Source organism: Pseudomonas oryzihabitans (assembly GCF_024652905.1).
In the GTDB taxonomy this organism is placed as follows: domain Bacteria; phylum Pseudomonadota; class Gammaproteobacteria; order Pseudomonadales; family Pseudomonadaceae; genus Chryseomonas; species Chryseomonas benzopyrenica.
Genome location: NZ_CP102428.1, coordinates 4,610,019 through 4,629,420 on the forward strand (window position 1 = coordinate 4,610,019; position 19,402 = coordinate 4,629,420).

A 19,402-nucleotide genomic window follows, 5' to 3' on the forward strand; every position below is an offset into this window, starting at 1 on the left:
CTCAGGACGACGTCAGCTTCATTAGCACCAGACCACTGACGATCAGCGCCGCGGCCAGGATGCGCAGCGGACTTGCCGCCTCGCCTAGCACCAGGATGCCGATCATGAAGGCGCCCACCGCGCCGATACCGGTCCAGATGGTATAGGCGGTACCCAACGGCAGACTGCGCATGGAGATCGACAGCAGCGCCACGCTGGCCACCATGGCGACCCCGGTGATGATTGTCGGCGTGAGGCGAGTGAAGCCCGCGGATTGCTTCATATAGAACGCCCAGACCACCTCGAGCAGTCCTGCACAGACCAGATAGAACCAAGCCAAGGACGGCCTCCTGTGAAACCGGGCCGTCCCGGAACGCTGCCCACCGATCGCCGGGGTCGTCCCCTGGGCTGGAAGAGAAGGGCGGCAAGGGTCCTTACCGCCTGATCGGTCCCGCTATCCTAGCCGTTCGAGCGGCGGTCTTTCGACCCGTCCTGGCTAGGCAGAGATCACTGTGCCGGACGTGGCTGGCAGATCTGCGCGGCGATCCCGTCGAGTTCCCGATCGAAACTGGCCCGCTCGGCCGCGCTGAGAAAGCCTTGCTGGCTAACGAAGGCATCGGTCTGGCTGCGCACTGCGGCGATGCGTTCGCTTAAGGTCGTCGCCTCTTCCTGACTGATCCGCCGCGCCTTGCGCGCCGTGCTCACATCCGCCAGCAGCACATTGGCCCGCATCGAGACATGCGCCTGCCGCGGATCCGTGATTGATCCGCCCAGTTCTCCGGGCACGGCGCGTTGCTCTTGGAGATTGCAGCTCGGCAGGCCGAGATCGTCCTGCCGAACCGGCTCTCGGGTACAGCCGCCCAGGGCGAGGGGCAGCAGCAGCAGGGGAATCAGGGATTTCATGCGGGTCTCCTCGGGAGTGCCGTGGTGGAAACCTTGAGAGCTCGGGGCGGGCGCTTCGTTCAAGAAGGGCTCTGCGCCGGGCATTTGCAAAATCCTTGCGGCGACCCTGTTCCTAGTCGTCCCGCCGCGCCTGTCGTTCCAGCGCCGCCAGCTGCAGCCGCGCCCCGTCGGCCACTGGCCCTCTGCCGACCGCAGTGCTCTGCAGGAGCGACAGATTGAGGGAATGCGCCGCTGCCTCTATCCCCGGGCACATGGCATGGCCGGCCTGGGCCAGGGCGGTGTCTTCGGTCAGCAGCGGAGCGGCGAGAAAGAGGGTGACCGAGCTGGTCAGAAGGTATTTCATGAGGCGTCCTTGCGAGGTGATCACCAGGGTATCGGCATCCGGCCGGCTGGTTGGAGCGGTTCTAAGGGGCAGAGCTTAGACCAGGATCGCGCGAGGGATGGTGATAATGGTCAGATAATTTTCGCCGGTAATCTGGCTACGTCCCTTTCATGAGCGCTCTTCGCGTCTTGGGAAAGCCTAAGAGACCGCCAGAAACAACAAAGCCCGCGCGATGGCGGGCTTTGCTGAGGTTCACGCGACGGTGAACGGGAGATGGCGCACTCGGCGGGATTCGAACCCACGACCCCTGCCTTCGGAGTCCTAAAAGTCAATGTTTAGAAACAACACGTTAGCGGAAATTAGCTTTCTGATCAAAGAGTTAAGTTAGCTTGCGTTAGCTCGATTTCGCCGTGATTAGCGGGCCGAGTGTGGCAAATTTGTGGCATAGCTTGCCAGCGGATGTCTTCGAGACGTTTGGCTCATCACTAGGAGTGTCTAGCGCCTCGCCAACTGAGTCGATAGGGATTTCCACGGAAATCCAACATTTTCTAGCTCGCGGACTATCTGGGCGTAGCTACCCTATCCTGCGCGGAGACACGCTTTTCTATCGCCCGGCCAGTGGTAGCGCTAGGAAGCGAGAAGGCACGGGTAAGGTCTAATCGTTTGATTCATCCAAGCTAAACTAGCGTTTTTGCTAGCAATTCTTGGAGCTCCTCGTGAACACGGAAAACCATTCTCAGACGGCCGCTTTTCTCTGGTCGATTGCCGACCTGCTACGTGGTGACTTCAAGCAGTCCCAGTACGGCCGCATCATCCTGCCGTTCACGCTGCTGCGGCGGATGGAATGCGTACTGGCGCCAACCAAGGAAAATGTTATCAAGCAGACCTTCACACAGGAGGGGCGTCCCGACGCCGTGCGCGAGATGATCCTGCTGCGCACAGCCGGCCAGCAATTCTTTAATGCGTCGCCGCTCACCCTCGCCACGCTGTCCGACACCCAGACCGCCGCCGACTTGATGAGCTACGTGCAGGCCTTCAGCAAAGATGCTCGCGAGATCTTCGAACACTTCCACTTTGAAGATTTTGTTCAGCAGCTGGCTAGTGCCAACCTGCTGTACCAGGTGGTGCAGCGTTTCGCTGCCACTGATCTGAGCCCCGAGCGCATTAGCAACTTCGGCATGGGCATCATTTTCGAAGAGCTGATCCGTAAATTCGCTGAAAGCTCCAACGAAACCGCCGGAGAGCACTTCACCCCGCGCGATATCGTGCACCTCACTACCTCACTGGTGATCACCGGGCAGGATGGCAAGCTTGCGCCCAACAGCATCGTCACCATTTACGACCCGACCGCGGGCACCGGCGGTTTCCTCTCCGAAGGTGACGAATACATACAGTCCATTAGCGATAAGGTCAGCGTGTCTCTGCACGGCCAAGAGCTCAACCCTGAGTCCTACGCCATCTGCAAAGCGGACATGCTGATCAAGGGCCAAGACGTCACTAGCATCAAGCTCGGCAACACCTTGTCCAACGACCAGCTTGCTGACAAGCGCTTTGACTTCATGCTCAGTAACCCGCCATTCGGCGTGGAGTGGAAGAAGGTTCAGAAGCAGATCACTGACGAATATACGGAGAAGGGTTTCGACGGCCGCTTCGGGCCAGGTCTGCCACGCGTGTCCGATGGCTCGCTGTTGTTCCTCCTGCACCTGGTCAGCAAGATGCGTGACCCGCGCGAAGGTGGCTCGCGCATCGGCATCATCCTCAACGGCTCGCCGCTGTTTACCGGCGGCGCGGGTTCTGGTGAGTCGGAGATTCGCCGCTACCTACTGCAGAACGATCTGGTCGAAGCCATCGTCGCGCTGCCCACCGACATGTTCTACAACACCGGCATCGCCACCTATGTATGGATACTCAGCAACCACAAGGCTGCTGCGCGCCAGGGCAAGGTGCAGTTGATCGACGGCAGCCAGCACTACACCAAAATGCGTAAGTCGCTGGGCAGCAAGCGTCAGTACATCACCGAAGATCACATCAGCGAGCTGGTGCGCCTGTATGGCAGCTTCGAGCAAACAGCACAGAGCAAAATCTTCCCTAGTGAAGCCTTTGGCTACCGGCGCATCACCGTCGAGCGCCCGCTGCGCCTTAACTTCCAGACCAGTGCTGAGCGCATCGCTAAGGTGCTGGAAGAAAAAGCCCTGCAAAAACTAGACAGCTCCGCCCAGCAGCAGCTGCTGGCTGCCTTGCAAACGATCAACGCAGGCGTGCTGCACCGCAACCGCGAGCAGTTCAGCAAGTTGCTGAAAAAGGCCCTTACCGCGCACAGCGTCAGCCTCAGCGCACCTGAGTTGAAAGCCCTGATGGGTGCCCTGAGTGAGCGCGACCCTGAGGCGGATATCTGCATGACCAAAGGCCAGCCGGAAGCCGATTCTGGCCTGCGTGACAACGAGAACGTGCCGCTGGGCGAGTCGGTGTACGACTATTTCCAGCGTGAGGTCATCCCTCATGTGCCGGATGCCTGGATCGACGGGAGCAAGACCGACGCCTTGGATGGCGAGGTCGGTATTGTCGGCTTCGAGGTCCCTTTTAACCGCCACTTCTACGTGTTTCAGCCACCGCGCCCGCTGGCCACGATTGATAGTGACCTGAAGGCCTGCACCGATCGGATCAAGCAGATGATTGATGAGTTGTCGGCATGAAAAATCTGTCGGGAGCAAATTTGAACAATGGCGCAGCCGTTGGCCCCCAGGGCGAGGGCAGGGAAAACTCCAGTAGTTTCCCACGCTATCTGGCGTACAAAGACTCGGGTGCTGAGTGGCTCGGGGAAGTACCGGAGCATTGGGGGGTAAGTCCATTGAAGTGGCTGGCTGAGCAGGTCACTGATAAAGCGACAACATCAAATTTTCAGGTTGGGCTAGAGAACATTGAAGGATGGACTGGGTGTTTTATCGAAACTGATACGGAGTTTGCCGGTGACGGAATAGCATTTCGACAAAAAGACATTCTGTTTGGGAAGCTGAGGCCTTACCTGGCAAAGGTTTGGTTGGCAGATAAGTCGGGACAGGCTGTCGGTGATTTTTTCGTGCTCCGCCCACGTGCGATTAATAGTGAGTTTATTCATAAGTACATTTTGATGCCAACTGTGATTGAGGGCCTTAATGCATCAACCATTGGTGCCAAAATGCCGCGCGTCGGCTGGGAGGACATGGCAGCCCTTGCAGTGACAATCCCGCCACATAAAGAACAAACCCAAATCGCCCGCTTCCTCGACCACGAAACCGCCCGCATCGACGCGCTGATCGAAGAGCAGCAGCGCCTGATCGAACTGCTCAAGGAAAAGCGCAAGGTCGTGATCTCCCACGCCGTCACCAAAGGGCTAGAGCCGACGGTGCCGATGAAGGACTCCGGCGTGGAGTGGCTAGGCGAGGTGCCGGCGCATTGGGAGGTCCGGAAACTTTCAACGATCACTAATAAGATTACGAATGGTTTTGTCGGGCCTACTAGAGACATTTTGGTCGACGAAGGTATTCGCTACTTACAGTCCCTTCATATCAAGGGAAATAGAATTAAATTTGATGTGCCGTACTACGTCCGCGAGGCGTGGAGTCTTGACCACAAGAAGTCGATTCTTGAGTCGGGTGACGTTCTAATTGTTCAGACTGGGGATATTGGGCAAGTGGCGGTCGTAACCGATGAGTTTGCTGGTTGTAACTGCCATGCGCTTATTGTCTGCTCTCCAGTAAGGGATTCGATTAGTGGTGAATGGCTTTCTTGGGTTCTCAATACGAATTATGGTCGCCAGAGTTTGCTTTCTATTCAGACGGGTGCACTTCACCCTCATCTTAACTGTGGAAATGTGAAGGATCTCTATATCCCTGTACCACCACTTGCCGAGCAGGAAGATATTTGCAAGTTCGTCGAAGGTAGTTTGGGTTGCTTCGATTCTTTGATAAGTGAGTCTGAGTCTGCCGGGCTGCTGCTTCGTGAGCGCCGCTCCGCCCTAATCTCCGCCGCTGTCACCGGCAAAATCGACGTACGTGGCTGGCAGCCACCGACCCACGCGCAATCCCCTGAATTAGCCCAAGAGGTGGTGTAATGGCGGACAGCAAGGAAGCTCAGTTTCAATTCGACATTATCGATGCCCTGGCCGCCCAAGGCTGGCTAGTCGGCACCGCCAGTGGCTATGACCAGCGCACGGCGCTGTATACCGAAGATGTACTGGGTTACTTCAAGGTGGCTTGGCCTGAACGTTGGGACAAGTTCGCTAAGGCCAATCCGAATAACCCAGACGATGTACTGGTACAAAAATTGGTGCGGGAGCTGGAGCAGTGCGGCACCCTGGATGTGCTGCGCCATGGCTTCAAGCTGCCAGCAGTTAAGGTTGAGCTGTGCAGCTTCCAGCCTGACCACGGCATGAACCCGGATACCCTCAAGCGCTACCAGTGCAACCGCCTGCGCGTGGTGCCGGAGGTGTCTTACTCGCCGCATTCGCGTGATGCGGGTGGCGGCGGGCAGAGCTATAACCCACGGCTGGATCTGGTGCTATTCGTCAATGGCATCCCCACCGCCACGCTGGAGCTGAAAAGCGAGTTCAAGCAGAGTGTGGAAAACGCCAAGCGTCAGTACCGCTACGACCGCCCGGTGAAAGACCCGCTGACCCGCAAGCCCGAGCCTCTGCTAACCTTTAAACGCGGGGCGCTGGTGCATTTTGCGGTGGGCCAGAACGAGGTGGCTATGACCACCAAACTGGACGGCAAGGACACCTTCTTTCTGCCGTTCAACCTTGGCAGCGCGGAAGGCGGCGCAGGCAACCCGCCGCCGCCCGACGACAGCCAGTACGCCACCGGCTACTTGTGGCATCAATTGTTCCAGCCGGATGCCTGGCTCAAGGTGCTCGGACGCTTCCTGCACCTGGACAAGAAGACCAGCGAGGGTTTTGACGGTACGCTCACCACCAAAGAGACGATGATCTTTCCACGCTACCATCAGTGGAATGTGGTCAACCGGCTAATCGAAACCACTCACACTGAAGGACCGGGCAAGCGATATCTGATTCAGCACAGCGCAGGTTCTGGTAAGTCCAACTCTATTGCCTGGACCGCCCACCAGCTTGCCTCTATGTACAACGATGACGGCCAACGGCTGTTCAGTTCGGTGATCGTGGTCACCGACCGCACGGTGCTGGATAGTCAGCTGCAGAACACCATCTACCAGTTCGAGCACGCTCAAGGTGTGGTGAGGCCAATTACCCGCGACGTTGGCAACCAGAGTAAGTCTGAACAACTGGCGGAGGCGCTGGCTGAGCAGACGCGCATCATCATCGTCACCATCCAGACGTTCCCGGCGCTGTTCGACGCGCTAGAAAAGTATCCAAAGCTGGCCTCAGGGCGCTATGCGGTGATCGCTGACGAAGCGCATTCCTCGCAGACAGGCTCCTCGGCTAGCAAACTGAAACAGATCCTCGCCAGCGATGCGCTCGAAGCTGAAGAGATTAGCGCTGAAGACCTGCTCGACGCTGCCGTGCAGGCGCGCAAGCCAAACGAGCGCATCAGCTATTACGCTTTTACCGCCACGCCCAAGGCTAAAACCTTGGAGCTGTTTGGTCGGGTGCCTGACCCCACGTTGCCACCGAGTGCTAGCAATAAGCCCGAGGCGTTCCATCTGTATTCAATGCGTCAAGCCATTGAGGAGGGCTTCATTCTCGATGTGCTGCAGAACTACACCACTTACAGTACCGCCTGGAAGATCGCCCACCCCGATGGTGAAGACGACGAGGTGGACTCGAAGAAAGCGCGCATGAAGCTGGCACGCTGGGTGCGGCTGCATCCCTACAATATTGACAAGAGAGTCGAGATCATCGTTGAGCATTTCCGCGCCAATATCCTTCATTTGCTCAACGGTCAGGCCAAAGCAATGGTAGTCACCAGCAGTCGTCAGGAGGCGGTGCGGTACCAACTGGCAGTTAAAGAGTATGTACAGCGGATGGGGTATGCCGATGTGCATCCACTGGTGGCCTTCTCGGGTAGCGTGCTGCCTGATGACGTGATTCCAGAGGAGGTAACCGAGACTAGCAACCTGCTCAACGCTGGCCTAAATGGCCGCGACCTAGCCAAGGCCTTCGACACTCAAGATTTCAATGTCATGATCGTTGCCAACAAGTACCAGACTGGCTTTGACCAGCCCAAGCTGTGCGCCATGTACGTTGATAAGAAGCTACAGGGCGTGGACTGCGTACAGACGCTATCGCGCCTTAATCGAACCTTCCCTGCGAAGCAGACCTTCATCCTCGACTTTTTCAACGAGCCGCAGGACATTCTCGATGCTTTCTTGCCTTACTACACCAAGGCCGAGCTGAGCGATGTCACTGACCCGCAGATCATCTATGACCTGCAGAAAAGACTGGATGCTGAAGGGATCTATCACTGGCAAGAGGTCGAGGCGTTTGCCCTGGCGTTCTTCGACCCGAAAGCGGCCGCTAGCAAGCTCAGCTATTACTGTCAGCCGGCGAAGGAACGCTTTGCCAAGCGTTACGCCTTCAGCGTCGAGTCGCGCCAGCAAGCACTGGATTACAAGCGTACCGCTGAGGCCAATGGCGATAGCGCCGGTTTGAAGAAAGCTGAGCATGCTCTCAGGGAGGCCGGCGAGCAGGTGGATCAGCTCGACCTCTTCCGAAAGAACCTGCAAAGCTTTGTGCGCCTGTATGAATTCCTCTCGCAAATTGTCCCGTACGAAGACCGTGAGCTAGAGCAGCTTTGTGTCTTTGCTAAGCACCTGTATCCGTTGCTTCGAGTAGATCGGCTTGAGCGGGACGATGTAGATCTAGGCGAGCTGGAGTTGACCCACTATCGGCTAAGCAAACGTGCAGAACAGATGCTTCAGCTGAGTGCTGATAACGGTGAGTACAAGCTGCAACCAGCGAGTGAGGTAGGCAGCGGCAAGCCTCACGATCCAGAAAAGAAGCGCCTATCGGAGATCGTTAAGGCGCTAAACGATATCTTCGGAGCTGAGGTGAGTGACGATGATCAACTGCACTTTTTAACCGGCATTGCAAAGCGAATTAGTCGGCAAGAAGATGTGATGGCTCAGGTTAACAATCACTCGACCGAGCAGGTTATGCATGGCCTTTTCCCCAAACGGGTATTGGACACGGTGCTGGACTCCATTACTGATCATGAAAAGCTCTCGTTGGAAGTTTTAGATAGTGAAAAAAAGACGAGAGCGTTCGCATTGACGATTTTGAAAATGCTGAAAACGCTTGGAGCAAGCGCTCCTGATCAGAGCTTGTAGGAATAGACAGGGCTTTCTCGAGGCGACTTTAGTGGTTTGAGCTCTGCTAGGCCGCCTTGAAGCAGCTGCGAGGATTTCCTTCGTCTGCCGCAAAAGCCTGCTGCATCCTATTCTTCCTGCTCATAGGGGTTCGGTTTGTTAATCAATCGAATCCTGATGTTGAGCCGTCAGTGCTGATCGCACTCCGCCCACTTTTTCCTAAATCATGTGGCTAAGCGCGTGATGACTCGGCAGTAGGAATAGACCGCTAGAAACAACAAAGCCCGCTCGATGGCGGGCTTTGCTGAGGTTCACGCGACGGTGAACGGAGATGGCGCACTCGGCGGGATTCGAACCCACGACCCCTGCCTTCGGAGGGCAGTACTCTATCCAGCTGAGCTACGAGTGCAACGATTCGGCGACGCTGAATCGGTCGCCATCATACTCACCTTGCCTCCGACCGTCCATGCCCGGATGCACGATGTTGTTGATTTTGAACGACTGTTTCGCGGGGCTCGGCAAGGGCTGGATAAACAAGGAGGAGGGCCGCGCGAAAACCGCTCCGGCGCTCTTGCGCGGGGGTTCAATATTCTCCTAGGATGCGTTCAATATTTCGAACGCCCAGGGCGGTTCGGACATTGCTCGAGCGGGCACTGAACGCTGGCGATGCCAGCGTTTCCAGGCCTGATCCTATCGCAGGCGCAGGGGTGTCATACCCTTGCTTCCGGCCCTTTCAGCCAAGGAGACCGTAATGCAGCTCAAAGACGCTTCCCTGTTTCGCCAGCAAGCCTATGTCGACGGCGCCTGGATCGACGCCGACAGCGGTGCCACCGTCAAGGTGGACAACCCGGCCACCGGCGAGACCCTGGGCACCATCCCCAAGCTCGGCCGCGCCGAGACTAAGCGTGCCATCGACGCTGCCAACCGCGCCCTGCCGGCTTGGCGTGCGCTGACCGCCAAGGAACGCTCGGCCAAGCTGCGGCGCTGGTACGAGTTGATGATCGAGAACCAGGACGACCTGGGCCGGCTGATGACCCTGGAGCAGGGCAAGCCGCTGGCCGAGGCCAAGGGCGAGATCGTCTACGCCGCCTCCTTCATCGAGTGGTTCGCCGAAGAAGCCAAGCGTATCTATGGCGACACCATTCCCGGCCACCAGGCCGACAAGCGCATCCTGGTGATCAAGCAGCCCATCGGTGTCACCGCCGCCATCACGCCGTGGAATTTCCCCACCGCGATGATCACCCGCAAGGCCGGTCCGGCCCTGGCCGCCGGTTGCACCATGGTGATCAAGCCCGCCAGCCAGACCCCCTATTCGGCGCTGGCGCTGGTCGAACTGGCCGAGCGCGCCGGCATTCCCAAGGGTGTGTTGAGCGTGGTCACCGGCTCCGCCGCCGAGATCGGCGCCGAGCTGACCGAAAGCCCCATCGTGCGCAAGATCTCCTTTACCGGCTCCACCGAGATCGGTGCCAAGCTGATGGAGCAGAGCGCGCCCACCATCAAGAAGCTGTCGCTGGAGCTGGGCGGCAACGCGCCCTTCATCGTTTTCGACGACGCTGACCTGGACAAGGCCGTGGAAGGCGCCATTGCCTCCAAGTACCGCAACGCCGGCCAGACCTGCGTCTGCGTCAACCGTCTCTATATCCAGGACGGCGTGTACGACGCCTTCGCCGAGAAATTCAAGGCAGCGGTGGCCAAGCTCAAGGTCGGCAACGGCCTGGAGGAGGGCGTGACCATTGGCCCGCTGATCGACGCCAAGGCCGCGGCCAAGGTCAAGGAACACATCGACGACGCCGTGAGCCAGGGCGCCAAGGTCATCGCTGGCGGCAAGGCCCACGCCAACGGTGGTAGCTATTTCGAGCCGACCATCCTCGCCGACGTGCCCAAGAGCGCCAAGGTGTCCAAGGAGGAGACCTTCGGCCCGCTGGCGCCGCTGTTCCGCTTCAAGGACGAGGCCGAGGTCATCGAGCTGGCCAACGACACCGAGTTCGGCCTGGCCTCCTACTTCTATGCCCGCGACCTGTCCCGCGTGTTCCGCGTGGCCGAGGCGCTGGAGTACGGCATGGTCGGCATCAACACCGGCCTGATCTCCAATGAGGTGGCGCCCTTCGGTGGCGTCAAGGCCTCGGGCCTGGGCCGCGAGGGCTCCAAGTACGGTATCGAGGACTACCTCGAGATCAAGTACCTCTGCCTGGGGATCTGATCCCGTTCGTTGGGCTTCGCGGAGCTCAGCCCAACCTACGGTCGAGGTAGGTTGGGTTGAGACGGCTTCACCGTCGAAGCCCAACAGCCCCTCAGCCTGATCCAAAGTTTTTCCCGGCGCGGACGCCGGGCCGTTGGCAGTCGATCATCGTATGCTGCCCGGAATCCGGTCCGCGCCTTTCCCGTAGCCGGCCGCCACGATGAGCGGCCATCGAGGACTGCAATGAGCCACACCAACGATTCCCTGATGCACCGCCGCAGCGCCGCCGTCGCCCGTGGCGTCGGCCAGACCCACCCGATCTTCGTCGCCCGTGCGGAGAACGCCAAGGTCTGGGACGTCGAGGGCAACGAGTTCCTGGACTTCGCCGGCGGCATCGCCGTGCTCAACACCGGCCACCTGCATCCGCGTGTGGTGGCGGCCGTGCAGGAGCAGCTGACCAAGGTCTCCCATACCTGCTTCCAGGTACTGGCCTACGAGCCCTATGTCGAGGTCTGCGAAAAGCTCAACGAACTGGTGCCGGGCAACTTCCCGAAAAAGACCGCGCTGTTCAACTCCGGCTCCGAAGCCGTGGAGAACGCCGTCAAGATCGCCCGCGCCGCCACCCAGCGCGCCGGGGTCATCGCCTTCTCCAGCGCCTATCACGGCCGCACCATGATGACCCTGTCGCTGACCGGCAAGGTCGCGCCCTATTCGGCCGGCATGGGCCTGATGCCCGGCGGCGTCTATCGCGCGCTCTATCCCTGCGAACTGCACGGCATCAGCGTCGATGACGCCATCGCCAGCGTCGAGCGCATCTTCAAGAACGATGCGGCCCCTGGCGACATAGCGGCCATCATCCTCGAGCCGGTGCAGGGCGAGGGCGGTTTCTATGCCGCGCCCAAGGAATTCATGCAGCGCCTGCGCAAGCTGTGCGACACCCACGGCATCCTGCTGATCGCCGATGAAGTCCAGTCCGGCGCCGGTCGTACCGGGACCTTCTTCGCCATGGAGCAGATGGGCGTCGACGCCGACCTGGTGACCTTCGCCAAATCCATCGCCGGTGGCTTCCCGCTGTCGGGCGTGACCGGTCGGGCCACGGTGATGGATGCGGTCACCCCCGGTGGCCTGGGTGGCACCTACGCCGGCAGCCCCATCGCCTGCGCCGCGGCCCTGGCGGTGATCGAGACCTTCGAGGAAGAGAAGCTGCTGGACCGCTCCAAGGCCGTGGGCGAGCGTCTCACCGCCGGCCTGCGCGAACTGGCCACCAAGCACGCGCAGATCTGCGACGTCCGGGGTCTGGGCGCCATGATCGCCATGGAGCTGGGCAAGGGTGGCGATATCGAGCAGCCCGACGCCGAGCTGACCAGCCAGATCGTGGTCCGCGCACGCCAGAAGGGCCTGATCCTGCTCAGCTGCGGCAGCTACGGCAATGTGCTGCGCATCCTCGTCCCCCTGACCGCCAGCGACGAAGAGCTGGATCGCGGCTTGGCTATTATCGGCGAGTGTTTTGCCGAATTGGCCTGAGTCCTGATCAAACCGCCCTCCACGAGGGCGGTTTTTCTGTGACGCGCTTGGCACAAAGTCCGCTTTGACGCATCATTCGCCGCTTCGCTTTCCTCAAGCAGGAGTGGGTTGGGATGCCGCCCCTGATACTCATCGTCGACGCCAATCCCTGGACCCGTGACCTGCTCAAGTCCCTGGTGCTGGCCGTGCGGGCCGATGCCCTGGTTCACGAGTATGGCCATGGCTATCAGGCCCTCGCCGAACTGGATCGACACAAGAGATGCACGCTGATCATCGTCGAGCGGCCAGCCGACTGCGACGGGCTCGACCTGCTGCGCCGCATCCGCCAGCGCGGCGCCCAGCCGCTGCAGCCAGTGATCCTCCTGTCCGATCAGGCCGATACCGCCTATGTGCGCGCCGCCCTGCGGCTGGCACCCACGGCCTATCTGGTCAAACCCTATGCGGCTGAAGAGGTATTGCGCCGCTTGCGCAGTCTGATGCCACCGGCGGATGACGAGGCTCAGGCGGCGAGGGCTGCGGTCCTGGGTTCGCTGGATGACCATCTGCAGCGCATGGCCGCCGAGATCGATGCGGTGCCGCTGTTCACCGACCTGCCCGCCATCATCCAGCGCTGCCGCGACAGCGCCAGCTGCAGTCTGGGCGAGCTGGAAACCGAGTTCGGCCAGGATCCGCTGGTCACGGCGACCCTGATCGCTGCAGCCAACAGCGCCTCCCAGCGCGTCGGGCAGTCCTGCCAGACCCTCAGCCAGGCCCTACCGCGCCTGGGCGTCGGCTTTACCCTCAATCTGGTATTGGGCCTGAGTCTGCGACGGGCGACGCGTCTGACCGACCCGCTGCTGGCCACGCGCGCCGAAGGCTATCTGCACCTGGCCCAACGTGCCGCCGACTGCGCGCGTCTGCTGGCGCTGCGCTATGCGCGCGAAGACGCCGAGCGCTGCTATACCGCCGGTCTGCTCCATCGGCTGGGTGAGCTGGCCGTATTGCAAGGTGTGCAACGCTGGTGCGACGGGGGCGGCGTTCTCGAGGAGGCAGCGCTGGAGCGCGCTCTGCTGAGCTACAGCCTGGAGTTCTCCGCGGAATTGCAGCGGCACTGGCGGCTGCCGCTGGAGTTGCGCGAACTGGTGACCGCGGTACACAGCCTGCACGGCGTACTGCCCAAGCCATCGCTGATCCTGCACCTGGCGGCGCAGGCGGCGAATCCTGCTCCGGGCGAATCCCTCGAGGCCCTGCTCGAGCACAAGGCCGGGCGCATGCTCGGGCTGGAAGCCGCGGTCTGGCAGCTGGCGGTCACCCAGCTCAAGTTGGGCTAGCGCGCGGTGTCGGGGCGATAGCCGAGGCGCAGTCCACCCCAGTGCCGACCTTTCACCAGGATCGGCACCGAGAGGTCGTGCATCACCTCGCCGGTGTCCCTCATATAGGTCTGCAACAGCAGGCGGCGCTGATGACTGCCGCAGCGCTTGCCAGTGCGATCGCTGAAGAGTCGCTTGCTGCGACTGCGCGCCGTATCCACCGCCACATCGCCGGTGGGCGCCTGGGCGAAAGCGCGGTTGTGGGTGGGCACATAGCCCTCAGGCGTACAGGCGATGGCGAAGACCAGGCCGGGATGCTGGTCCAGCAGCGGCTCCTGGATCGCCGGTAGCACGCCATCGGTGTAGCTGTCGAAGCGGGTGCGGTACTTGGCCGGCTGGCTGCCGGGCACGGGCTGGTACTGGCGGTCGAAGAGGGCGTCCTGGGTGATGCGTCCGGCGGCCAGGTCTTCCTCGAAGCGCCTGCCGATGGCATCCGCGCCCTGGCGTGCCAGTTCGAAGATGCGCTGGTGATAGCTGTCCAGGCCGACCTCGGCCAGGCGTTCGCTGCTGGCTTCGGCCATGTCCACCAATTCATCTGCGGCGCCGCTGAGCCGGCTGGTCTGACGCTCGCTGTCGGCGAGATCGCTGTGCACCTGCTCCACCGCCTGGGCCAGGCTTTCCAATTGGGCGAGATTGGCCGAGGTGCCCTGGGCGATGTCCGCCGCCTGGCGCTCGGCGGTCTGCGCCAGCTGGGCGATCTCCTGGAGGCCTTCGCCCGTGCGTTCGACCTGGCGTACGCCATCTTCCAGCGCCTGGGCCAGTTCCTGGATCTGCGCCACCACGGCCTCGGTCTGCTGGCCGATATCGGCGACGATCACGCCCACCTCGCCGGTCGCGCTGGAGGTCCGCGCCGCCAGGCCACGGACCTCGTCGGCCACCACGGCGAAGCCGCGGCCGTGCTCGCCGGCCCGGGCGGCTTCGATGGCGGCATTGAGCGCCAGCAGGTTGGTCTGGCTGGCGATGGCCTGGATGACCTCGGTGACCTGCTGGATCTTGTCGGTGCGGGCGCTCAGACCCGCGATCAATTCCCGACTTTGGCGGGCATGCTCGCTGAGCGCGCGGATGGCGGTGATCGCCGAGTTCAGGGCTTCCCGGCCGGCCTCGCTGCGCTGGTGCACCTGCTGCGCCACCGCCAAGGCCTGGCGGGCGCTGCCGGCGCTGTCGTGCTCGGTCTGGGTAAGGGACGTGGCGCTGCTGGAAATCTGTGCGGCCGTGCTGGCTTGAGATTGCACCCGGGCCGCCAGTTGCTGGGCGGCGAAGGCCACCCCGGCGATGGCCACGGCGTTGCGCGCCGTGCTGCGCGAAAGATCGCTGGTCAGCTCGTCGAAGGACTGGGGCGGGGCCGGCGGCGCGACAGGTTTGCGCAGCAGCAGTAGCCAAGGCCAGAGGGCTGCCACGAGAACCAGTCCCAGGCCGGCGGTGGAGGGCAGCGCCAGCCCCTGCCAGAGCAGCAGCGCAGCCACGAGGATGGCCAGGTGAAGCAACAGCACGACGGGCCAGCGCCTGGGCATGCGACCTCCTTGTGATTCGGCTCGATCGATTACGAAATGTGACGTGGTCAGCTTCGTCGATCATGGAGCCAGCTTTCCGGAGGTTGCAACCGCTGTCTGATCCAGGCGGCTACGACTTTGGTCTTAGCCGCCTGCTGCAGCTCAGGGCGTACGCGGCAGGAAATGCAGCGGCGCACCGCGTTGCAGGCCAGCCAACGCCGGGTGGTCCTTGACCAGTTCCACCTCGATCACCTCGGTCTGCTCCGGCACCCTCAGGGTCACCCGGGTGATGGCGCCCAGCGGGCGAATGTCGCGCACTTCGGCGGCGTGATAACCCGGCCGTGGCTCGCGCTCCAACTCCACCTCGTGCGGACGGAACAGCACCTCCTGCTCACCCAGGGCCAGGCGGTTGGAGTCACCCAGGAAGTGGTAGACGAAGTCGCTCGCGGGTTGCTCATAGACCTCGCCGGGCGAGCCGACCTGCTCGATCTGCCCCTTGTTCATCACCACGATGCGGTCGGCCACTTCCATGGCCTCTTCCTGGTCATGGGTGACGAACACCGAGGTCAGGTGGATCTCCTCGTGCAGCCGTGCCAACCAGCGGCGCAACTCCTTGCGCACCTTGGCATCCAGGGCGCCGAAGGGTTCGTCGAGCAGCAGGATCTTGGGCTCCACCGCCAGCGCGCGAGCCAGGGCGATGCGCTGGCGCTGACCGCCGGAAAGTTGCTCGGGATAGCGGTCGGCCAGCCAGTCGAGCTGCACCATGTTCAGCAGTTCGTGCACCTTGCTGGCAATCTGCGCCTCGCTCGGCCGCTCCCGGCGCGGCTTCATGCGCAGGCCGAAGGCCACGTTGTCGAACACCGTCATGTGGCGGAACAGCGCGTAATGCTGGAAGACGAAGCCGACGTTGCGATCGCGCACGTCACGTCCGGAGACGTCTTCGCCGTGGAAGCCGATGTTGCCGGTGTCCGGTGCTTCCAGGCCGGCGATGATGCGCAGCAGGGTGGTCTTGCCGCAGCCGGAGGGGCCGAGCAGGGCGACCAGTTCGCCGCTCTCGATGTGCAGGTTGATGTCCTTGAGCGCCTGGAAGGCGCCAAACCTCTTGTTGATATCCTGGATCTCGATACTCATGGCGCCTTATTCCTCGTCACGGTGCTGCAGTTGGTGGCTCAGGCGACTCTCGCTCCACTGCCGCAGCAGCAGGATCACCAGGGCCATCATCAGCAGCAGGATCGCCACGCTGAAGGCGGCGACGATGTTGTATTCGTTGTAGAGAATCTCGATGTGCAGCGGCAGGGTATTGGTCAGGCCGCGGATGTGGCCGGAGACCACCGACACCGCGCCGAACTCGCCCATGGCCCGCGCGGTGCAGAGCACCACGCCATAGATCAGCGCCCATTTCACGTTGGGCAGGGTCACGTGCCAGAACAGTTGCCAGCCACTGGCGCCCAGCAGCCGTGCGGCTTCTTCTTCCTGGGTGCCCTGTTCCTGCATCAGCGGGATCAGTTCGCGGGCCACATAGGGAAAGGTGACGAAGATCGTCGCCAGTACGATGCCGGGCACGGCGAAGACGATCTGCACGTTCACGCTCTGCAGATAGGGGCCCATCAGCCCCTGGGCGCCGAACAGCAGCACATAGATGAGACCGGCGATCACCGGCGAGACCGAGAAGGGCAGATCGATCAGGGTGATCAGCAGGCTCTTGCCGGTGAACTCGAACTTGGTGACGCACCAGGCCGCCGCCAGGCCGAAGGCCAGGTTCAGGGGGACCGAGATGGCGGTGGCGAACAGCGTCAGCTTGAGGGCCGAGATCGCGTCCGGTTCGCTGATGGCGTCCCAGAAGGCGCCGATGCCATTGGCCAGGCCTTGGCTCAGTACCATGTACAGCGGCAGCACCAGGATCAGCAGGAAGATCAGCCAGGCGCTGGCGATCAGCGCGATGGCCACCGGCGTGCGCTGCTTGTTGGCGCGCGCATCCGCCTTGGTCGACGTCATGAGGCTCATGCGGACTCCTTAGATGTTGGGCTGGATGCGGCGCTGCAGGATGTTGATCAGCAGCAGCATGACAAAGGACACCAGCAGCATGAACACGCCGATGCCAGTGGCGCCGGTGTAGTCGTACTGGTCCAGCTTGGAGACGATGAGCAGCGGCAGGATCTCGGTCTTGAACGGAATGTTGCCGGCGATGAACACCACCGAGCCGTACTCGCCCACGCCGCGGGCGAAGGCCAGGGCGAAACCGGTCAGCCAGGCCGGCAGCAGGGTTGGCACCAGCACGTAGCGGAACACCTGCCAGGGGCGCGCGCCCAGGCAGGTGGCGGCTTCCTCGATTTCCTTGGGAATGTCCGCCAGTACCGGCTGCAGGGTGCGCACCACGAAGGGGAGGGTGACGAAGATCAGCGCCAGGGTGATGCCGATCGGGGTATAGGCGATCTTGAAGGGAAACAGCGAACCTATCATGCCGTTGGGCGCATAGAGCGCGGTCAGGGCGATGCCGGCCACCGCGGTGGGCAGGGCGAAGGGCAGGTCGACCATGGCATCGATCAGCTTGCGCCCAGGGAATTCGTAGCGCACCAGCACCCAGGCCAGCAGGGTGCCGAGGATGCCGTTGACGAAGGCGGCGAGCAGGGCGGTGCCAAAGGACAGCTGCAGCGCGGCCAACACCTGGCGACCGGTGATCAGCGACCAGAATTGCCCTAGGCTCAGCTGGCTGGCATGGAGAAACATGGCGCCCAGCGGGATCAGCACGATCAGCGCGAGGTAGGTCAGGGAGAAGCCCAGGGTCAACCCGAAGCCGGGTATGACCGGGGAGAGACGGCGAGACATGAGGCGTCCTTCTGCAAGGCGCCCCGGCGATGCATTCGCCAGGGCGCAGAGGGGTGGAACGATACCTGTTCCGGGCCGGTCAGCGTGAGCCGTCCCGGCTGCGGTGCTACTTGTTGATGTCGGCGAAGATCTTGTCGAACACACCGCCGTCGGCGAAGTACTTGGGTTGCGCCGCTTTCCAGCCGCCGAATTCCTGGTCGATGGTCACCAGCTTGACCGGCTTGAACTGATCCTTGAATTCCGCCGCCACCTTGGCATCGCGAGGACGATAGAAGTTCTGCGCGGCGATGCGCTGACCCTCGGGGCTGTAGAGATACTGCAGATAGGCCTCGGCCTGCTTGCGGGTACCCTTCTTGTCGACCACCTTGTCCACCACGGCTACGGGCGGCTCGGCCAGGATCGACAACGACGGGGTGACGATCTCCAACTGGTCGCCGCCTTCTTCCTTCAGGGACAGATAGGCTTCGTTTTCCCAGGCGATCAGCACATCACCCAATTGGCGCTGCACGAAGCTGATGGTGGCGCCGCGGGCGCCGGTGTCCAGCACCGGGGCGTGGCGATAGAGCTCGGTGACGAATTTCAGCGCCTCGGCATCGCTGCCGTACTTGGCCTTGGCATAGGCCCAGGCGGCGAGGAAGTTCCAGCGGGCACCGCCGGAGGTCTTGGGATTGGGCGTGATGACCTGGACGTCTTTCTTCACCAGATCGTCCCAATCCTTGATGCCCTTGGGATTGCCCTTGCGTACCAGGAAGACGATGGTCGAGGTGTAGGGGGTGCTGTTGTCCGCCAGGCGCTTCTGCCAGTTGGGGTCGACCAGTTGCTGGTGCAGGTTGAGGGCATCGATGTCGCCGGACAGCGCCAGGGTCACCACGTCGGCCTGCAGGCCATCGATCACCGAGCGCGCCTGCTTGCCGGAGCCGCCATGGGAATTCTTGATGCTCACGTCTTCGCCGGTTTCGGCCTTCCAGTGCTTGGCGAAGGCCGCGTTGTACTGCTGATAGAGCTCGCGGGTCGGGTCGTAGGACACGTTGAGCAATTCAACGGCGTGGACCTGGGTGGCGAACAGGGCACCGGCCAGCGCGGCCAGAGCGAAACGGCGAATCGACATGAAAAGACTCCTTGACGTGAGAAAGCCGGACACCGTCTGGCGGGCACCGTGCCCGCTCGTCCGCTGACCTCGAGAATTCAATGCTTGTTGGCTTGGCCGCTCTGGGGCCGGAATTTTTCCTTGCGCTCGATCTGCACCACCTGACCGTTGTGCACGGTGATCTCGATGGCGCCGAATCTCAGCCCGCGCAAAGCCTGCTGAATATCGCGGAGCAGTGCGGTTTCGTCCTGGTTTTCCAGGCTGCGGAACGGAACGGAACTCATGGATGGCGTCCTCGTGTGCAGAGGTGGGCGAAAGAGTGGCGCCATCTTAGGGGGCTGATCTTTATTTCTTAAAATTGCTAATAATGCTTTGTTTATTCGTTTTTAGAATTAACACTCTGTGAAGGACACGTTGTGTAGCAAAAGGGAGGGCTGGATTTATCACCCACCCTGGCAATAATGCGCGAACGCCTGTTCACTG

15 protein-coding genes and 1 tRNA gene are annotated in these 19,402 nt (G+C 61.5%); 6 read left to right on the forward strand and 10 right to left on the reverse strand.

Annotated elements, in window-relative coordinates; translation table 11 throughout:
• Position 1 precedes the first annotated feature (1 nt).
• From sugE to NRG74_RS21360, 3 genes are all read right to left on the reverse strand, one after another.
• Positions 2 to 319, reverse strand: a complete 318-nt coding sequence (sugE, locus tag NRG74_RS21350) for a quaternary ammonium compound efflux SMR transporter SugE (protein WP_093255365.1) — start codon at positions 317 to 319, stop codon at positions 2 to 4.
• A 167-nt stretch (positions 320 to 486) separates the two neighbouring features.
• The gene (locus NRG74_RS21355) at positions 487 to 882 is read right to left on the reverse strand and encodes a hypothetical protein (protein WP_257705262.1); all 396 of its coding nucleotides are present in this window, start codon (positions 880 to 882) and stop codon (positions 487 to 489) included.
• A gap of 112 nt (positions 883 to 994) precedes the next feature.
• Positions 995 to 1,225 carry a hypothetical protein gene (locus tag NRG74_RS21360; protein WP_257705263.1) on the reverse strand — a complete coding sequence of 77 codons (231 nt, stop codon included), beginning with the start codon at positions 1,223 to 1,225 and terminating at the stop codon, positions 995 to 997.
• 695 nt (positions 1,226 to 1,920) lie between these two features.
• On the opposite strand from NRG74_RS21360, the gene NRG74_RS21365 reads away from it, so the two are divergent.
• From NRG74_RS21365 to NRG74_RS21375, 3 genes are read left to right on the forward strand one after another with little or no spacing between them, the layout of a single operon-like run.
• A complete protein-coding gene (locus tag NRG74_RS21365; protein ID WP_257705264.1) occupies positions 1,921 to 3,897 on the forward strand; it encodes a type I restriction-modification system subunit M in 1,977 nt (658 codons plus the stop codon).
• Entirely contained in the window at positions 3,894 to 5,294 is a 1,401-nt protein-coding gene (locus tag NRG74_RS21370) for a restriction endonuclease subunit S (RefSeq protein ID WP_257705265.1), read from the forward strand. Before NRG74_RS21365 ends, NRG74_RS21370 begins: the two co-directional genes overlap by 4 nt.
• Positions 5,294 to 8,485: a type I restriction endonuclease subunit R gene (locus NRG74_RS21375; protein ID WP_257705266.1), complete on the forward strand. Its 3,192-nt coding sequence runs from the start codon at positions 5,294 to 5,296 to the stop codon at positions 8,483 to 8,485. The genes NRG74_RS21370 and NRG74_RS21375 overlap by 1 nt, the downstream gene beginning before the upstream one ends.
• Before the next feature lie 311 nt (positions 8,486 to 8,796).
• Here the strand turns inward: NRG74_RS21375 and NRG74_RS21380 are convergent.
• A tRNA-Arg gene (locus NRG74_RS21380) sits at positions 8,797 to 8,873 on the reverse strand.
• A 342-nt stretch (positions 8,874 to 9,215) separates the two neighbouring features.
• On the opposite strand from NRG74_RS21380, the gene gabD reads away from it, so the two are divergent.
• From gabD to NRG74_RS21395, 3 genes are all read left to right on the forward strand, one after another.
• On the forward strand, positions 9,216 to 10,664 hold the full coding sequence (gene gabD, locus NRG74_RS21385; protein ID WP_257705267.1) for an NADP-dependent succinate-semialdehyde dehydrogenase: 1,449 nt from the start codon (positions 9,216 to 9,218) through the stop codon (positions 10,662 to 10,664).
• Between the two features lie 222 nt (positions 10,665 to 10,886).
• Positions 10,887 to 12,167: a 4-aminobutyrate--2-oxoglutarate transaminase gene (gene gabT, locus NRG74_RS21390; protein ID WP_064308097.1), complete on the forward strand. Its 1,281-nt coding sequence runs from the start codon at positions 10,887 to 10,889 to the stop codon at positions 12,165 to 12,167.
• A gap of 113 nt (positions 12,168 to 12,280) precedes the next feature.
• Positions 12,281 to 13,477, forward strand: a complete 1,197-nt coding sequence (locus NRG74_RS21395; RefSeq protein WP_257705268.1) for a response regulator — start codon at positions 12,281 to 12,283, stop codon at positions 13,475 to 13,477.
• Here NRG74_RS21395 and NRG74_RS21400 read toward each other — a convergent pair.
• The 6 genes from NRG74_RS21400 to oscA all read right to left on the reverse strand — a co-directional run bounded on the left by NRG74_RS21400 (position 13,474) and on the right by oscA (position 19,203).
• A complete protein-coding gene (locus tag NRG74_RS21400) occupies positions 13,474 to 15,027 on the reverse strand; it encodes a methyl-accepting chemotaxis protein (protein ID WP_257705269.1) in 1,554 nt (517 codons plus the stop codon). The genes NRG74_RS21395 and NRG74_RS21400 overlap by 4 nt on opposite strands.
• A gap of 141 nt (positions 15,028 to 15,168) precedes the next feature.
• Positions 15,169 to 16,137, reverse strand: coding sequence for a sulfate/molybdate ABC transporter ATP-binding protein (locus NRG74_RS21405; protein ID WP_257705270.1), 969 nt, complete (start codon positions 16,135 to 16,137; stop codon positions 15,169 to 15,171).
• A 6-nt stretch (positions 16,138 to 16,143) separates the two neighbouring features.
• A complete protein-coding gene (cysW, locus tag NRG74_RS21410; protein ID WP_068383547.1) occupies positions 16,144 to 17,010 on the reverse strand; it encodes a sulfate ABC transporter permease subunit CysW in 867 nt (288 codons plus the stop codon).
• Between the two features lie 9 nt (positions 17,011 to 17,019).
• Positions 17,020 to 17,832: a sulfate ABC transporter permease subunit CysT gene (gene cysT / locus NRG74_RS21415; protein ID WP_257705271.1), complete on the reverse strand. Its 813-nt coding sequence runs from the start codon at positions 17,830 to 17,832 to the stop codon at positions 17,020 to 17,022.
• 106 nt (positions 17,833 to 17,938) lie between these two features.
• Positions 17,939 to 18,940, reverse strand: a complete 1,002-nt coding sequence (locus tag NRG74_RS21420) for a sulfate ABC transporter substrate-binding protein (protein WP_017640884.1) — start codon at positions 18,938 to 18,940, stop codon at positions 17,939 to 17,941.
• A 77-nt stretch (positions 18,941 to 19,017) separates the two neighbouring features.
• Entirely contained in the window at positions 19,018 to 19,203 is a 186-nt protein-coding gene (gene oscA, locus NRG74_RS21425; RefSeq protein WP_017640883.1) for a sulfur starvation response protein OscA, read from the reverse strand.
• Between the last annotated feature and the right edge of the window lie 199 nt (positions 19,204 to 19,402).

Bases quoted from the DNA above. Each gene is read 5' to 3' on its own strand.
- cysT (WP_257705271.1), bottom strand. From the start codon at position 17,832: ATGTCTCGCCGTCTCTCCCCGGTCATACCCGGCTTCGGGTTGACCCTG.
- NRG74_RS21370 (WP_257705265.1), top strand. From the start codon at position 3,894: ATGAAAAATCTGTCGGGAGCAAATTTGAACAATGGCGCAGCCGTTGGC.
- NRG74_RS21420 (WP_017640884.1), bottom strand. From the start codon at position 18,940: ATGTCGATTCGCCGTTTCGCTCTGGCCGCGCTGGCCGGTGCCCTGTTC.
- NRG74_RS21360 (WP_257705263.1), bottom strand. From the start codon at position 1,225: ATGAAATACCTTCTGACCAGCTCGGTCACCCTCTTTCTCGCCGCTCCG.
- NRG74_RS21405 (WP_257705270.1), bottom strand. From the start codon at position 16,137: ATGAGTATCGAGATCCAGGATATCAACAAGAGGTTTGGCGCCTTCCAG.
- NRG74_RS21375 (WP_257705266.1), top strand. From the start codon at position 5,294: ATGGCGGACAGCAAGGAAGCTCAGTTTCAATTCGACATTATCGATGCC.
- NRG74_RS21395 (WP_257705268.1), top strand. From the start codon at position 12,281: ATGCCGCCCCTGATACTCATCGTCGACGCCAATCCCTGGACCCGTGAC.
- gabT (WP_064308097.1), top strand. From the start codon at position 10,887: ATGAGCCACACCAACGATTCCCTGATGCACCGCCGCAGCGCCGCCGTC.
- NRG74_RS21400 (WP_257705269.1), bottom strand. From the start codon at position 15,027: ATGCCCAGGCGCTGGCCCGTCGTGCTGTTGCTTCACCTGGCCATCCTC.
- oscA (WP_017640883.1), bottom strand. From the start codon at position 19,203: ATGAGTTCCGTTCCGTTCCGCAGCCTGGAAAACCAGGACGAAACCGCA.
- cysW (WP_068383547.1), bottom strand. From the start codon at position 17,010: ATGAGCCTCATGACGTCGACCAAGGCGGATGCGCGCGCCAACAAGCAG.
- gabD (WP_257705267.1), top strand. From the start codon at position 9,216: ATGCAGCTCAAAGACGCTTCCCTGTTTCGCCAGCAAGCCTATGTCGAC.
- NRG74_RS21355 (WP_257705262.1), bottom strand. From the start codon at position 882: ATGAAATCCCTGATTCCCCTGCTGCTGCTGCCCCTCGCCCTGGGCGGC.